The organism is Tritonibacter scottomollicae (genome assembly GCF_032924845.1).
GTDB classification, from domain to species: Bacteria; Pseudomonadota; Alphaproteobacteria; order Rhodobacterales; family Rhodobacteraceae; genus Epibacterium; species Epibacterium scottomollicae.
Window position 1 is genome coordinate 1,605,343 of record NZ_CP136704.1, and the last position, 14,754, is coordinate 1,620,096.

Sequence of the window (14,754 nt, forward strand, 5' to 3'; positions counted from 1 at the left end):
AGGCCCCAAGGGGCCCGAGCCTGCAGGGGGCGCTGCCCCCTCGGCCCTGACGGGCCTCACCCCCGGGATATCTGCGGTCAAAAGACGTAGGCATCCGGGGTTTGCCCCTTTGAGGGCACCCCCAAGCGACGCAGAAAGAGCAAGATGATGAAACTCTTGGCGATTTCCGGCAGCGCCCGGCAGGCCTCCAGCAATACCGCGCTGTTGCGGGCGGTGGCAGAGGTTGCGCCGCCCGCTTTCGATATCTCCGTCTTTGCAGGGCTCGCGGGCTTGCCGGTGTTCTCTCCGGATCTGGAGGCCGCGCCGCTGCCCGCCGCGGTGCAGGCGTTTGCCGATCAGATCGCCGAGGCGGACGGGCTGATCCTCGCCAGTCCGGAATATGTGCACGCCCTGCCCGGCGGGCTGAAGAACGCCATCGACTGGCTGGTGTCGCGCGAGGAGATCATCGCCAAACCCATCGCCCTGATGCATGGCTCGCATCGGGGCGATGAGATGCTGGCGCAATTGCGCCGGGTGCTGTCAACGGTGAGCAGCGGCTTCATGGCGGAGCCGTTTCTGCGCCTAGACCTGCTGAAGCGCAGCCCGGAAGAGATCGTGACGCAGATGCGGGCAGATGAGATGCGCGCGGCGGTCGCGGAGTATCTGGAGTTGTTTCGCAGCCGCTGCACATCCGCCTGAGACGGCTAGCCGCCGTTGGCCTCTCCGTTGGCCAGCGCGCGGGTCATCTCGCCATGGCGGCGGATCACCCCCGGCAGGTCCAGCGTGGTGACGGCGCCGTCGCGGACCACCTGACGCCCCTCGACGAACAGGTCGCGCACCTGGCGTGGCCCGGCCAGCACCAGCGCCGCTGGATCCCAGCTGCCGCTGGAGGCCAGACCGGAGACATCCCAGATCGCCAGATCGGCGCGTTTGCCAACCGCGATGCGGCCACAATCCACCCGCCCCAGCACGTCGGCGCCACCGCGTGTGGCCATCTCCAGCGCCTCGTAGGCGGACATCGCATCGGCGCCATTGGCGACCCGCTGCAGGAGCATGGCCTGACGGGTCTCTTCCCACATGTTTGCGATGTCGTTGCTGGCGGAACCGTCGACCCCGAGGCCGACCTTGACGCCGGCATCACGCATCTGACGCACCGGCGCGATGCCGCTGCCGAGGCGACAGTTCGAGCAGGGGCAATGGGCCACGCCGGTACGGGTTCTGGCAAAGAGATCAATCTCCTGCCCGTCGAGTTTCACGCAATGGGCGTGCCAGACGTCCTCGCCGGTCCAGCCCAGATCCTCGGCGTATTGACCCGGGCGGCAGCCGAACTGCGCCTCGCTATAGGCGACATCCTCGCCATTCTCCGCCAGATGGGTGTGCAGCATCACCCCCTTGTCGCGGGCCAGAACCGCCGTGTCGCGCATCAGCTCGCGGCTGACCGAGAACGGCGAACAGGGCGCGAGGCCAACCCGGCACATGGAGCCTTCACTCGCATCGTGAAAGGCGTCCACCACCCGGATCATGTCGTCGAGGATGTCCGCTTCGCGCTCCACCAGGCTGTCGGGCGGCAGGCCGCCATCGCTTTCGCCGATGCTCATGGCGCCGCGGGTGGGATGAAAGCGCAGCCCCACCTCGGCGGCGGCATGGATGGTATCGTCCAACCGTCCACCGTTGGGAAAGAGGTAGAGGTGATCCGAGGTCAGGCTGCAGCCCGAGAGTGCCAGCTCTGCCAGCCCCAGCTGGGTGGAGACCTGCAGATGCGCAGGCCCCATGCGCGCCCAGATCGGGTAGAGCGTCTGGAGCCAACCGAACAGCAGCGCATCCTGGCCGCCCGGCACCGCGCGGGTCAGGTTCTGGTAGAGGTGGTGATGGGTGTTGACGAGCCCCGGGGTGACCACCGTGCCGCGGGCCTCCACCACAGGTTCCTCGCCTCGAAGCCCGGTGCCGATTTCGGCAATCACCCCGTCGCGAACCCGGATATCGACGGATTTCAGCACCCGCCGTGCGTCATCCATGGTGAGCAGGGTTTCAACGTTCTTGATCAAAAAAGCAGACATGATTTCACGCTCCATCTATCGCCCGTTTCGGTGTGTGGAGGTGATGATGCGCCGACAGAACAGGGGCAAAGGACTCGGCGCGCCCCTATTGGTACAACCGCTGCCGCGATGGGGCAAGTTCGGCAACCCGCATAAGCGTTTTGCCGAAATCCTGAAAATCAACCCTGACATGGCCGCATCATGGGCACTGGACCGGAACAGGATCGCGGCGCGCTTTGTCTGATGCTGTTCCGGTCAGCCCGCCTTGAGCAAAGCCAGAGCGGCGGCGTGAATCTGCGGGTTGGCCGCCGCAAGCGCGCGACCGCCGTTGTGCACGGGGTCGCCTTCCCAATTGGTGACGATCCCCCCTGCCGCCTCGATCACCGCGATGGGGGCCTGAATGTCATAGGCGTTGAGCCCGGCCTCGATCACCAGATCCACCGTGCCCGCCGCCAGCAGCGCATAGGCATAGCAATCCATGCCATAGCGGGTCAGCTTGACCTCACGTGCCACCCGCTCAAACCCGGCGCGGTCGGCCTCGGTGCCAACCTCGGGAAAGGTGGTGAACAGGATCGCATCCGCAAGACTGTCCGTGCGGCGCGTGACCAGCGGTCGGGTGCCATGCGGGCCAACGACCTGGGCGTGGTCACGAGTGCCTTCGAAACGCTCACCGATGTAGGGCTGATCGACAATGCCCAACATCGGACCATCCCCATCCGACAGGGCGATCAACACCCCCCATGTCGGCGTGCCGCTGATGAAACCGCGGGTGCCGTCGATCGGGTCCAGCACCCAGGTACGCCCGCTTGTTCCCGATTTCGGGGCAAATTCCTCGCCGAGAATGCCATCCTCCGGGCGCAGGTCGCCCAAGACAGAGCGCATCGCCTCCTCTGCGGCGCGGTCTGCAATGGTGACAGGGTCGAAGCCGTCATGCAGCTTGTTGTCAGCGGTCGTATTGGCATTGCGGAAATGCGGCAGGATGACAGCGCGCGCCGCATCGGCAAGCTGTCGCGCAACGTCGAGGTCAGACATCGTCATGGCAAGGGTCCCGGTCAAATCAAAAGATAGCGGTGTCCTGCGGGTGCCATGGCGCGCGGATGCTTTCAAGAGAAAAGCCCGAGGCAAACCCATTGCAGAAAAAACGAATGCAATTCCGCCAATCCGCCCAACGGAAGGCACAGAGCGATGCTGCAAAGCGATGAAAACACATCGCCGTGATGAAACGATGGATACATCCCAACGAAAAGGAGGCCGCAATTGCGGCCTCCTCGGGTATGCGGATGTGTAAAGCGAATATGTTCGGAACAGACACGTCCAACATATCTAGTTTTTGTCAGGCGACGTCGCTCAGAACACGCGCCAGTTCAAAAAGACGGCGGCGCTGGTTTTCCGGAATGGCATAGTAGGACCGCACCAGATCAAGCGCTTCTTTGTCGCCCATGAGGTCCGCAGGCACACGCGCCTTTTCAGCGACGGCCTTGTCCTCATCCTGCAGCCCTTCGAAAAAGAAACTGACGTTCACGCCGAGCGCATCAGAAATGTCCCAGAGCCGCGACGCGCTGACGCGGTTCGCGCCGGTTTCGTACTTCTGGATCTGTTGAAATTTAATTCCAACTTTTTCAGCCAATTGCTGCTGCGTCATTCCAATCAGCCAGCGGCGATGTCGAATGCGTTTGCCAACGTGAGTGTCGACGGGATGTGCCATTTAAAGTATCTCCCAGTTACGGTAGCCCAGAATGCTGGCGGTGCAGCCTTCACAAGGCCCACAATTCTATTTCCGGACCCGCAGGCCGATGGCGCACAAACCGTCATCGGTATCTTTTGGTTAGAGTCAGAGGTTCAGTTATGTGGAAAGTGTACGCTCTTCGTGGTTGAATTCAAGTAAAGCAACACGCGCGCAACGGGCCGGGCCAAGCAAATATATGATTTTATGCATCAAAATTTAGAATGGTTAATACCGCAAATACGGTTTCCAGCCACCCGCCATAAATAGCGAGGCTGTAAATCGTTGTATATGCGCTTGCATCAATGCCGAATCGCTAGCGCAAGAATCAGGGAGTAAAACATCTATGCTATCCTTTCGTATAGGAAAACAGGGGTCCTGCGGAAATCTGATGGAAATTGACACCCCCGCTCCTGGCCCCGGTCAGATCGGTTTGGAAATCCATGCATGTGCGCTCAACTTCGCCGATCTTCTGATGGTGGAGGGGCGCTATCAGGATACACCGCCCCTGCCCTTCACTCCGGGCCTGGAATGCGCAGGGCGGGTCACCGCAGTGGGCGATGACATTTCGGAATTCCAAATCGGAGATCGGGTCGCAGTTTTTGGGGGCCAGGGTGGTCTGGCCGAGTTCGGCGTCTTCGATGCGGCGCGGGCGGTCCCCCTGCCCGCGTCGGTGGGCTACGACGCGGCGGCGGCATCCTTGATCGCCTATGGCACCAGCCTGCTGGCGCTGGAACAGCAGGCCCGGCTGCAGAAGGGCGAGACGCTGCTGGTGACCGGCGCCGCTGGAGGCGTCGGGTTGACGGCAGTCGAGATCGGGAAACATCTGGGGGCGACGGTCATCGCGCAGGCACGCGGTGAGGAGAAGCTCGCAGTGGCAAAAGCTGCAGGCGCAGATCACCTTATTGACGCCTCCGAGGATCTACGCCTGCGCGTGAAGGCGCTGGGTGGCGCAGATGTGGTCTATGATGCCGTCGGAGGCGAGACCTGGAAGGCGGCGTTCCGGGCCACCAATCCAGGCGGGCGGCTGCTGCCGATCGGCTTTGCCGGTGGCGAGGTGCCGCAGATCCCGGCCAATCACCTGCTGGTCAAGAACCTCACCGTGATCGGCTTCTACCTCGGCGGATTGGTGAGCCTGCGCCCGGAGCTGGGGCGCGAAACCTTTGACAAGCTGATGCGCTGGCTGGCCGAGGGGCGGATCACCCCGCACATCAGCCACCGCCTGCCCCTGAGCGAGACCGCACAGGGACTGGAGTTGATCCGCAACCGCAAAGCCACGGGCAAGGTGATCATGCAACCCCGACCTGAGACGACGGGCTGACGACCTCGGTGCCGACCATACGCAGGCCGGGTTGGGACAGCCCGGCAAACCCCTGCCGGATCAACCCGGCCAGGTGCTCAACGTATTGGGCACGCGCCCGCTCTGCCCCATAGAGGTTGATGTGCTGCCCCGGCAGCGATGGCAGGGCGCCGCCGTGGTCGATCGCTTGCTGATGCGCGGGCTGGGTGCCTTCCAGCAGCACGCCCACCGCCAGATCCGCGCTGATGGTGGCCTCCACCGTGCGATCCGAACTCGCTGTCGACGGCCATTTCCCAACGGATGCCCGCATCGTCGAGCGCCGCGGTGGCCAGCCCGCGGAAGATGCAGTTGCGGCAAAACCCAATGCGCAACGGGCGCTGACGCCAGGTCTGCCCATTGAGGGCCCCGATCCAGCGCAGCGGCATCTGGTGGATGGTCTCACCACCGGCCCCGGCCACGCTTTCGGTCGTGACGATCAGGTCGAACCGCCCGAGGTCAAAATCCGTCCTCAGGCCCCGGGTGTGAGAGGTGCAAAGGTTCACCTTCACCCGCGGAAACTGTGCGTTAAAGCGTTGCAAGACCATCGGGATCACCGGATGCACCACGTCATGCGGCACCCCAAGCGTCACCTCGCCCTCGAACGCCTGATCCGTCAGGCGGGAAATGATCTCGTCATTGAGGCTGAGCATCTTGCGCGCAAACCCCAAGAGCTGCTCTCCGGCTGCGGTCAGGCCGATACTGCGCCCGCTGCGGTCCAGCAACTCCTCGCCCAGCATCTCTTCCAGCCGCTTGAGCTGCATGGACACCGCCGATTGCGTCAGATGCAAAAAGGAGGCGGCGCGTGTCACGCCGCCCGTGTCGGCGACGGCCACAAACGAGCGCAGCGTGGTTATGTCCAGATTTCGCATCATCACACCTCTTGATGGGTTACTTCAAAATCATTCGTTTTGAGAATACACTTATTCGCCTCTATATATCAACAGAAGTGATGCAAGAAAGCTCACTCATCACAAACGATACTATGGAGCCCATCATGACCTGCAGCATATCCCAAAGCACCCCACTCCCCCGCAACCGCCCCTCACTGCTTGCGCGCCTTCACGCTGTCGTTGCGCTTCGTCGGCAGCGCCGCGCCCTGGCGTCACTGTCCGACACCCAGCTGAAGGACATCGGCCTCAGCCGGTCAGAAGTTGACGCCGAAGTCCGTCGCAAGCCATGGGATGCGCCCCATCACTGGCAGGGTTGAGGTCGCCACAGTGATCTCTCTGATATTGCCGAAAAAACCATTGGAACCGGCCTGCCATCACCTGCCGTGCCGGTTCCGCTAAAAAACATGTCTTTGTCGCGTCGCTTTTCGTTGGTTTGCAGTCCGGAACCCCTTGAACATGAGGGCCCAAAGGCCAATATTTGGCACAACAGGCAGGTCCGCGTCGCGGATGTGCTCTGAGGGAGAATTCTAGACGGAGACCATGACATATGGCACAGTTTGACAGCATTCGGTCTGCTGCCGGCGCACGTACCGCCGAGATCGACGCAGGGCTTCGCGCCCACATGAACAAAGTCTACAGCACGATGTCCGTGGGCACGCTCATCACGTTCCTCGCCGCTTGGGCGATCGCGGGCCTCGCGGTCACCTCTGATCCGGCCAACGCGGTCGCTCAGCTGAGCGGTGACAACTACCTGACCAACTTTGGCTACGCGATCTACGCTTCGCCGCTGAAGTGGGTGATCATGTTCGCGCCGCTGGCGTTTATTTTCTTCGGCTTTGGTGCCGCAGCGAAACGCCTGCCCGCGTCCGGCGTGCAGCTGGTATTCTACGCATTTGCCGCGCTGATGGGCTTGTCGATCTCCTCGATCTTCGTGGTCTTCACCGGCGAGAGCATCGCTCAGGTCTTCCTGATCACCTCCGTCGCTTTTGCGGGTCTGTCTCTGGTGGGTTACACCACGAAGAAAGACCTCTCCGGCATGGGCTCCTTCCTGATCATGGGTGTGATCGGCCTGATCGCCGCGTCCATCGTGAACATGTTCCTGGCCTCCTCGGCCATGGCGTTTGCGATTTCGGTGCTTGGCGTTCTGATCTTTGCCGGTCTGACCGCTTATGACACCCAGCGTATCAAGAACGACTATCTGCAGATGGTACATGCCGGTGACCAGGAGTGGCTGGCCAAGTCCGCGATCATGGGCGCTCTGAGCCTCTATCTGGACTTCATCAACATGTTCATGTTCTTGCTCCAGCTGTTTGGGAACCGCGAATAACGCACTCTCCCATACCATATGACAGCCGGGGCGGATCTTTCAGATCCGCCCCTTTTTTGTTCGCCTATCCCTTTTGTTCGCCAAACCCATTTTGCGACAGCCATTTGAACCGACATCAGAAATGAGGATTATCACATGAGGATTTCACCACTTGATCCACATGAGGCCCCGCGCCTTGTCCCGCTCCTGCAAGACTTGCACGCGATACATGTCGCGCATCAGCCCGCCCGCTATCCCGCAGACCCCGCACCCGATGCGCTGACGCTCTGGCTGCAGGAGTGGCTGGCACAGCCGCAGACTGTCGCTCTGGTGGCGCTCAGCCCGCAGAACGCGGTGATGGGCTATCTGATCTACGAGGTTGAGGATCGCGCCGCGCTGCCCGTCCGCGCCGCAGAACGACGCGCCATGGTGCACCACATCGCCGTCGCAAAACCGTTCCGTCGCATCGGTGTCGGCAAGACCCTGATGGCGGAGATGAAACGCCGCGCGCTCGCCGATGGGGCAACGGTGATCGGCGTGACCTATGCGCCGTTCAACACCGCGTCAGCCGGGCTGATGCAGAGCATGGGGCTGCAACCGGTCACAACCGTTGCGGAATGGCGCCTCGAGGGCTGATAGCGATGCGTGACATGCGCGGGCCGTGCTGTCACGTCCTCTGGCTCGCCGGTGTGGAGAAGAGGCCAGAGAGCTCGGGATATGCCCTCAGAGCAGCTCTACGACGATCTGTGAGGGCGGTCCCATCACCTCGGCGGTGTCGTCCCTCTCTTTCACCACGGCCACCGCAGGAAGCAAAAGAATGAGCGCCGATAGTCCCAATACTTTTTTCATATCAAACACCCCGATCAACACACCACTCAGAGGTCTTTTCTGCAGGGAGAATGTGGTTGGAATGTGTGAGCGCGGCGGCGTCAAATGGCAGCTCGTCGCGCATTTTAGAAAACTACGACAGACCTGAGCACGCGTGGCGTGGCCCTTTTTGCAGGGTCCACAGAAAAAAGGGCCACGCGATATGCGTGACCCTTTTCAAATCAAAAGATCTTGTCTGATCCCGAAAGCCTTACTTGATTTTGCCTTCTTTGTACTCGACGTGCTTGCGCGCGACCGGGTCGTACTTACGTACGGACATTTTTTCGGTCATGGTGCGTGCGTTCTTCTTGGTCACGTAGAAGTGGCCCGTGCCCGCGGTCGAGTTCAGGCGGATTTTGATGGTGGTCGGCTTCGCCATTGTGCTTCTCCTGCGTCCGAAAAGGCAGGGGGCCTCTCGGGTCTAATTCCTATATGAGCGTGCGGTTTTACCCTTGTCGTGGCGAGTGTCAATAGGATTCGCCGGGATAAATGTGCTGCCCGTTGAAATGGCGGTCCTTGCGGGCCGACCACTATGATTTGCGCAGAGAGCCTGTAAGCCGGATCTTGTTCCCCCTGCCCCGAAGGACAAGGTTCGATGACCATTCTTCTGCGACGCCCGTTGCCGGACGCCTGTAGCTGCCAACCCGGCCTCTCTCGGGTGAAACATCCCTAGCGGCGGTATCGGGTTGCCCCGACCGGCCCGCGCGGAGGCCCTATTTGGCATTGCTCCCGGTGGGGCTTGCCGTGCCACCCCTGTTGCCAGCGGCGCGGTGGGCTCTTACCCCACCGTTTCATCCTTACCCCGCAACGTCCCCTTCGGCGAACCTCCGGTTTGGCGAGGCGGTTTCATTTCTGTGGCGCTTTCCGTCAGGTTGCCCTGCCCGGGCGTTACCCGGCACCGTCGTCTCAGGGAGTCCGGACTTTCCTCGCGGGGGCTTGCGCCCCAACGCGGCCATCCGGCTCTCTGCGCGCGGTCTGCCTACGCCTGCGTGGGCGGTGCGTCAAGGTGGCACGGAGGTGAGGGGCGTTGCCCCTCTGCGCTGATGCGCATTCACCCCAACGTATTTGTGAAAAGGTGAAATCAATCCAGGAGTGGAGTGAGGTCGTCGGGGCACAATGGCCCCTCCCCCCAGGGCCGATAGCGCAGACGAACGGCTTCAAGAAGCGTGGCATCGTCAACCTCGGCGGTGAACCCGCAGGCCCGCGCGGCCTTGCGAAAACTCTGCGGCGTGGCGGCGGTGGCGGCATTTGACCGGCGGGCGGGCCGCGCAAACCCGAGGGTCGCAAGCCGCTGCCAGTCGAAGCGCGGCCCCGGATCACATTTGCGGCCAGGCGCCATGTCGGAGTGACCGATCACCCCCTCTGGCGCGATACTCCACCGCGTCATGATGCGCGGCAGCAGCGCCTCCAGGCGCTGCATCTGCGGGTCTGGGAACGGGTGATCGCCGCGATTGTCCAGCTCGATCCCGATCGAGCGCGAATTGATGTCTGTGTGACCCATCCACTCGCCAGCCCCGGCATGCCAAGCGCGCATATCTTCACGCACCATCTGCCAAAGGGTCCCATCACTGCCAATCAGATAATGCGCCGAGACCTCATGCGCGGGATCACACAGTCGGCTCAATGCCGCCTCTGCGCTGGCCATCGCGGTGTAGTGCAATACGATCAGCTGCGGACGCAGACCGTTGCGCCGCGGCCCGAAGTTGGGGCTCGGGTGCCAGAGAGGCGCACAGCCGGTCAAGAAGCAGGGCCCTTACTGGCTCTGAGCGCGCACGGCGGCACGATAGGGGGCCGGATCCCAGCCGCAGGCATAGCCGTCGCCATCGGGATCCAATGCCTTGCGGTCCCGTTTCGGCCCTCCCAGCTCAAGGAAGGCTGTTTGCGCCAGATCTGGCGAAGCGTATTCGGCGCAATGACGCTGGGACCGGGCTTGCAGATTGAGGCCGGTGCGGCTGTAGATGCGCTGCCCCCGGGGGTTCGAGGTCGACAGGGCATAGCGCACGATGTTCGGCGACAGATCCTGTGGACGGTCCGGCACCGCTGTAGGCGTGACAACTTCATATTGCGCGCGCTGCCGGGCAAGCCGCTCCGCATCGCTTTCGATGGTCTGCCGGGAAGCCACCGCTTCAAAGTTGTTTTCATCCGAAATCGTCGGATTACCAACAAGTGCAGGCGCCGGGTTGGACGGGCTGGCCTCAAGCGGTGCCCGGCCCGAATTCTGACCGGATGCGCTGATCGCAGCGGCAGCTTCGCGGGCAATGTCGTCATTGCCCGCAGAGACGGCGCCAGAGGGGCGTGGATCTTGCCAGTTGGCGGTGTTGGAGGCGTTCTCGTCAGACAGGCGCGTGGGAGACACCAGCGGGTCGCCGTTCAGTGTCTGCCCCGGCTCGACCGCGGGCGGCGCATTGAAGGGGCTCGTGTCATCCCCGATCCCTGCGGCGCTGTCGGGCACTTGCGGGCTGCAGGCTGCGAGCGCAATCACGCTCACCGCCACCATGGTTCCCAGAACTCGCATAGGTCTCACCTGTCTGCTCAGTTTTGCTTTGCCGTTTGTCTTACCACCACTGCGCCGGTTTGGCCACAAAGCCCGCCGATTGCTCCAGCGCATAGGCAGTGTTCAGCAGATCGCCCTCGTCCCAAGGTTTGCCGATGAGCTGCAGACCCAACGGCAGTCCCTGTGCATCCAGCCCGGTCGGCACCGAGATGCCGGGCAGGCCGGCGAGGTTCACGGTGACGGTGAAGACATCATTCAGGTACATCTTGACCGGATCGGCGTCGTTCATCTCGCCCAGGCCAAAGGCCGCGGAGGGGGTCGCCGGAGTCAGGATCGCGTCGACACCGGCGGCAAAGACATCCTCGAAGTCTTTCTTGATCAGGGTACGGACCTTGCGGGCGCGGTTGTAATAGGCATCGTAAAAGCCTGCCGACAGCACATAGGTGCCGACCATGACACGGCGCTGCACTTCGGAGCCAAAGCCCTCGGCGCGGGTCTTCTCATACATCTCGGTGATGCCGTCGCCGACGTCGAGGCTGGCACGGTGGCCGAAGCGAACCCCGTCGTAGCGCGCCAGGTTCGACGACGCCTCTGCCGGGGCAATCACGTAGTAAGCCGGCAGCGCGTATTTCGTATGCGGCAGGGAGATGTCGACGATCTCCGCACCCGCCGCCTTCAGCATCTCCGTGCCATCATCCCAGAGCTTGGCGATTTCGGCAGGCATGCCGTCCATGCGGTATTCGCGCGGGATGCCGATCTTCTTGCCCTTGATGTCGCCAGTCAGCATCGCCTCGAAGTTCGGCACCGCGAGGTCTGCGGAGGTCGAATCCTTCGCGTCATGGCCACACATGGCCTCCAGCATGATCGCCGCGTCGCGCACCGATTTGGTCATCGGGCCGGCCTGATCCAGCGAGGAGGCAAAGGCGACAATGCCCCAGCGCGAGCAACGCCCGTAAGTGGGTTTGATGCCGACGGTGCCAGTGAAAGCCGCAGGCTGACGGATCGAACCGCCCGTGTCGGTGCCGGTCGCCGCAAGGCACAGGTCAGCCGCCACCGCAGAGGCGGAGCCACCGGAGGAGCCGCCGGGGGTGATCGCGGTCTCATCCGCGCCGCGCCGCCAAGGGCTGATCGCATTGCCATAGGCGGAGGTCTCGTTAGACGACCCCATGGCAAATTCATCCATGTTCAGCTTGCCGAGCATCACCGATCCGGCGTCCTGCAGCTTTTGCGAGACGGTGGATTCATACTCCGGCTTGAAGCCCTTGAGGATGTTCGAAGCCGCCTGGCTGTCCACGCCCTTGGTGCAGAACAGATCCTTGATGCCGATCGGCAGGCCGCACATCGCGGGCGCGTCGCCCTCTTTGATGCGCGCATCCGCCGCCTTGGCGCGTTCCAGTGCGATCTCAGGCGTCTTGTGCACAAAAGCGTTGAGGGCATTTGCCGCGTCGATGGCCTTGAGGCAGCTCTCAGTCAGCTCGACAGAGGTGGTCTCGCCCTTGCGCAGCAGATCGCGGGCCTCTGCAAGGCCCAGTTTGTTCAGGTCAGACATGTCTTACTCCACAACCTTGGGCACGGCGAAAAAGCCTTCGCGGGCATCGGGGGCATTGGCCAGCACCTTGTCCTGCTGGTTGCCGTCGGTAACCTCGTCGACGCGGCGCGCGAGGCGCTGCGGGGTCACCGAGGTCATCGGCTCGACGCCTTCGACATCCACTTCGTTCAGTTGCTCGATGAATCCGAGGATCGTGTTGAACTCCTCTGCCAGCGCGGGCAGAGCGTCCTCCTCGACCTTGATCCGGGCCAGTTTGGCCACCTTCGCGGCTGTGCTTTGGTCAATCGACATCAATAACCCTCATCTCGTGTTGCCCCCGCATTTACCGCCCGCGCCTGCGCGCCGCAAGCCTGCCTTGGGATTTCTCCGCCCAAAGGCCAAATGAAGTGCTGCGCCAGGGCGCTTGCTGGCTTGGTCCGGGTCGCCGCAGTCGAGAAGCCTCTCGTAAAGACCGCGCCGCGCGCGCCACGCCCTGAACCACAGGATCTTGCTGCACCGGACGTGTTTGACCGGCACTCAATCTTGCGCGTTAGATCAATGGATTTTTCCGAAACCCCTGATAGGGTCGCAAAAAAGGCATCCTGCATGAACCACCCACAGGGAGAGCGCATATGAAACTGATCTGGCTTGGTCATGGCGGCTTCCGCCTGCAAACCGGCGACACCACGATCCTCATCGACCCTTGGCTGACTGGCAACCCGATGCTGGAGGACCACCAGCACGAGGCTGCGACAGCTGGCACCACCCACATCTTGCTGACCCATGCGCATTTTGACCATGTTGCGGATGTGCTCGGTCTGGCCAAGCATCTCTCCGTGCCGATCATCGGCCAATACGACCTGATGGGGTTTTGGGGCGAGACCGAGGGCGTAGAGACCCTCGGCTTTAACAAGGGCGGCACGGTCGAGGTTGGCGACACCCGCGTCTCCATGGTGCCGGCCTCGCATTCCAACACGTTTTCCACCCGCGACGGGCTGCGCACCGCCGGCAGCGAGGTTGGGTATATGATCCAGGCCGAGGGGCATATGATCTATGTCTCGGGCGATACCGACATCATGGCCGACATGGACTGGATGGGGGATTACTACCGGCCCGACATCGGCATTCTGTCCGCTGGCGGTCATTTCACCATGGACATGAAGGCCGCCGCCTATGCCGCAAAGCGCTATTTTGCCTTCAAAACGGTCATTCCATGCCACTATCGCACTTTTCCATTACTGGAACAGAGCGCACAGGACTTGATTGACGGGCTTCCCGGCGTCAACGTCATCGAGCCACAGGTTCTGAAAGAAATCGAGTTCTAATGCCAGCCAACGATTTTACCACCACCGAATACGCCCGCAGACTGGAAAAGACCCGCCGCGCCATGGCCGCGCAGGGCTTTAAAACACTGGTGATCTGCGATCCCTCCAATATGGCCTGGCTCACCGGCTATGACGGCTGGAGCTTCTATGTTCCGCAGGCGGTGATTCTGCATGAGACCGGCATGCCGATGTGGTGGGGCCGCACCCAGGACAAGCCGGGCGCCGCGCTGACCACCTGGCTGGAGGCCGATCACCTGTTCGACTGGCCCGAAGAGCATGTGCAGCACCCGGACCACCATCCGTTCGAACTCGCTGGTGGAGCTGCTGCGCGACTTCGGCTGGACCGAGGCCATCGGGGTGGAGATGGACAACTATTATTACTCCGCCCGCAGCCATGAGATCCTTGAAACCGCCCTTGGTCGCGACGCCCTGGCCGATGCCACCGGCCTGGTGAACTGGCAACGCGCGGTCAAGAGCGAGCAGGAGCTGCAGCTGATGGAGGCCGCAGGCAAGCTCTCGGCGCATATGCACGGGGTGCTGCGTGCCTCCTTCAACGAGGGCATCGCAAAGAACGCGCTGGTCGCGCGGGTGCAGGCCGCCGGCATCGAAGGCCTGCCGCTCCTGGCCGGGGACTATCCGGCGATTTCACCCATTGCGCCCTCGGGGATTGAGGCCTCCGCCTCCCACATCACGTGGAACGACCGCCCCTTGGCCCCCGGCGAGGCGACGTATTTCGAGATCTCCGGCTGTGTGCGCCGCTACCACTGCCCGATCAGCCGCACGCTGTTCCTCGGCAGCCCGCCCGAGGACATCCGCCGTGGTGAAAAGGCAATCCTGCAGGCGATCGAGGACACCTTCGCCGTCGCCAAGCCGGGTGTGACCTGCGAGGAAGTCGCCGCCTGCGTCTACGAGAGCTTTGGCCGCGCGGGCTATATCAAGGGCAACCGCACCGGCTACCCGGTGGGTCTCAGCTACCCGCCGGACTGGGGCGAGCGCACCATGTCGCTGCGCCCCGGTGATACCACCAAGCTGGAGGAGAACATGACCTTCCACCTGATGCCGGGCCTGTGGACACCGGATTGGGGCATGGCGATCACCGAGACCTTTGTTGTGACTCCCAACGGCGGCGAGCCGCTGGTGGATGTGCCGCGCGAAATCGTGGTGAAGTAACACCGCAGGTCAATCGCGTACCACACTGCCGGGCGGGGGAGCTCCCGCCCGTCGGCATGGTTTATTAAAAACCACACCTTCCGTTGGGCCGAGCGCC

General features: G+C 62.5%; 16 protein-coding genes, 1 other RNA gene and 2 pseudogenes. 8 read left to right on the forward strand and 11 right to left on the reverse strand.

Going from position 1 to position 14,754, the window contains the following annotated elements; all coding sequences use genetic code 11:
* Positions 1–144 precede the first annotated feature (144 nt).
* Entirely contained in the window at positions 145–678 is a 534-nt protein-coding gene (locus tag R1T40_RS08145; protein WP_317386544.1) for an NADPH-dependent FMN reductase, read from the forward strand.
* Positions 679–683: 5 nt separating this feature from the next.
* Here the strand turns inward: R1T40_RS08145 and R1T40_RS08150 are convergent, their stop codons facing one another.
* Complete coding sequence (locus R1T40_RS08150) at positions 684–2,036, reverse strand: 8-oxoguanine deaminase (protein WP_317386545.1); 1,353 nt, start codon at positions 2,034–2,036, stop codon at positions 684–686.
* Between R1T40_RS08150 and R1T40_RS08155 the strand changes: the two genes are divergently transcribed.
* Positions 2,035–2,259, forward strand: coding sequence for a hypothetical protein (locus R1T40_RS08155; RefSeq protein ID WP_106162862.1), 225 nt, complete (start codon positions 2,035–2,037; stop codon positions 2,257–2,259). The genes R1T40_RS08150 and R1T40_RS08155 overlap by 2 nt on opposite strands.
* 11 nt (positions 2,260–2,270) lie before the next feature.
* Here the strand turns inward: R1T40_RS08155 and hisN are convergent, their stop codons facing one another.
* Positions 2,271–3,053: a histidinol-phosphatase gene (hisN, locus tag R1T40_RS08160; RefSeq protein WP_317386546.1), complete on the reverse strand. Its 783-nt coding sequence runs from the start codon at positions 3,051–3,053 to the stop codon at positions 2,271–2,273.
* Between the two features lie 295 nt (positions 3,054–3,348).
* On the reverse strand, positions 3,349–3,720 hold the full coding sequence (locus R1T40_RS08165) for a helix-turn-helix domain-containing protein (RefSeq protein WP_106162864.1): 372 nt from the start codon (positions 3,718–3,720) through the stop codon (positions 3,349–3,351).
* 364 nt (positions 3,721–4,084) lie between these two features.
* Between R1T40_RS08165 and R1T40_RS08170 the strand changes: the two genes are divergently transcribed.
* Positions 4,085–5,059, forward strand: a complete 975-nt coding sequence (locus tag R1T40_RS08170; RefSeq protein ID WP_317386547.1) for an NADPH:quinone oxidoreductase family protein — start codon at positions 4,085–4,087, stop codon at positions 5,057–5,059.
* Here the strand turns inward: R1T40_RS08170 and R1T40_RS08175 are convergent.
* Positions 5,028–5,946, reverse strand: a pseudogene (locus R1T40_RS08175) (LysR family transcriptional regulator). The gene R1T40_RS08170 and the pseudogene R1T40_RS08175 overlap by 32 nt on opposite strands.
* A 125-nt stretch (positions 5,947–6,071) precedes the next feature.
* Between R1T40_RS08175 and R1T40_RS08180 the strand changes: the two are divergent.
* The 3 genes from R1T40_RS08180 (at position 6,072) to R1T40_RS08190 (ending at position 7,909) form a co-directional block, all read left to right on the forward strand.
* Complete coding sequence (locus R1T40_RS08180; protein WP_317386548.1) at positions 6,072–6,284, forward strand: DUF1127 domain-containing protein; 213 nt, start codon at positions 6,072–6,074, stop codon at positions 6,282–6,284.
* Positions 6,285–6,514: 230 nt separating this feature from the next.
* Entirely contained in the window at positions 6,515–7,294 is a 780-nt protein-coding gene (locus R1T40_RS08185; RefSeq protein WP_317386549.1) for a Bax inhibitor-1/YccA family protein, read from the forward strand.
* Positions 7,295–7,429: 135 nt separating this feature from the next.
* Positions 7,430–7,909, forward strand: coding sequence for a GNAT family N-acetyltransferase (locus R1T40_RS08190; RefSeq protein ID WP_317386550.1), 480 nt, complete (start codon positions 7,430–7,432; stop codon positions 7,907–7,909).
* Between the two features lie 87 nt (positions 7,910–7,996).
* Here the strand turns inward: R1T40_RS08190 and R1T40_RS08195 are convergent, their stop codons facing one another.
* The 7 genes from R1T40_RS08195 to gatC all read right to left on the reverse strand — a co-directional run bounded on the left by R1T40_RS08195 (position 7,997) and on the right by gatC (position 12,474).
* Entirely contained in the window at positions 7,997–8,122 is a 126-nt protein-coding gene (locus R1T40_RS08195) for a hypothetical protein (protein WP_317386551.1), read from the reverse strand.
* A gap of 229 nt (positions 8,123–8,351) precedes the next feature.
* Complete coding sequence (gene rpmG / locus R1T40_RS08200) at positions 8,352–8,519, reverse strand: 50S ribosomal protein L33 (protein WP_050927593.1); 168 nt, start codon at positions 8,517–8,519, stop codon at positions 8,352–8,354.
* Between the two features lie 158 nt (positions 8,520–8,677).
* An RNA gene (gene rnpB, locus R1T40_RS08205) (RNase P RNA component class A) lies at positions 8,678–9,108 on the reverse strand.
* Between the two features lie 113 nt (positions 9,109–9,221).
* On the reverse strand, positions 9,222–9,881 hold the full coding sequence (locus R1T40_RS08210; protein WP_317386552.1) for an N-acetylmuramoyl-L-alanine amidase: 660 nt from the start codon (positions 9,879–9,881) through the stop codon (positions 9,222–9,224).
* A 12-nt stretch (positions 9,882–9,893) separates the two neighbouring features.
* Positions 9,894–10,655 carry a hypothetical protein gene (locus R1T40_RS08215; protein WP_317386553.1) on the reverse strand — a complete coding sequence of 254 codons (762 nt, stop codon included), beginning with the start codon at positions 10,653–10,655 and terminating at the stop codon, positions 9,894–9,896.
* A gap of 40 nt (positions 10,656–10,695) precedes the next feature.
* Positions 10,696–12,183: an Asp-tRNA(Asn)/Glu-tRNA(Gln) amidotransferase subunit GatA gene (gene gatA / locus R1T40_RS08220; RefSeq protein ID WP_317386554.1), complete on the reverse strand. Its 1,488-nt coding sequence runs from the start codon at positions 12,181–12,183 to the stop codon at positions 10,696–10,698.
* A 3-nt stretch (positions 12,184–12,186) separates the two neighbouring features.
* Positions 12,187–12,474 (reverse strand): Asp-tRNA(Asn)/Glu-tRNA(Gln) amidotransferase subunit GatC, encoded by a 288-nt coding sequence (gene gatC, locus R1T40_RS08225; RefSeq protein ID WP_106162872.1) that lies wholly within the window; start codon positions 12,472–12,474, stop codon positions 12,187–12,189.
* A 320-nt stretch (positions 12,475–12,794) separates the two neighbouring features.
* Between gatC and R1T40_RS08230 the strand changes: the two genes are divergently transcribed.
* Both R1T40_RS08230 and R1T40_RS08235 read left to right on the forward strand, forming a co-directional pair.
* Positions 12,795–13,487, forward strand: coding sequence for a metal-dependent hydrolase (locus tag R1T40_RS08230; protein ID WP_106162873.1), 693 nt, complete (start codon positions 12,795–12,797; stop codon positions 13,485–13,487).
* Positions 13,487–14,657 (forward strand): annotated as a pseudogene (locus R1T40_RS08235) (M24 family metallopeptidase). Before R1T40_RS08230 ends, R1T40_RS08235 begins: the two are co-directional and overlap by 1 nt.
* The last annotated feature ends 97 nt before the right edge of the window (positions 14,658–14,754 follow it).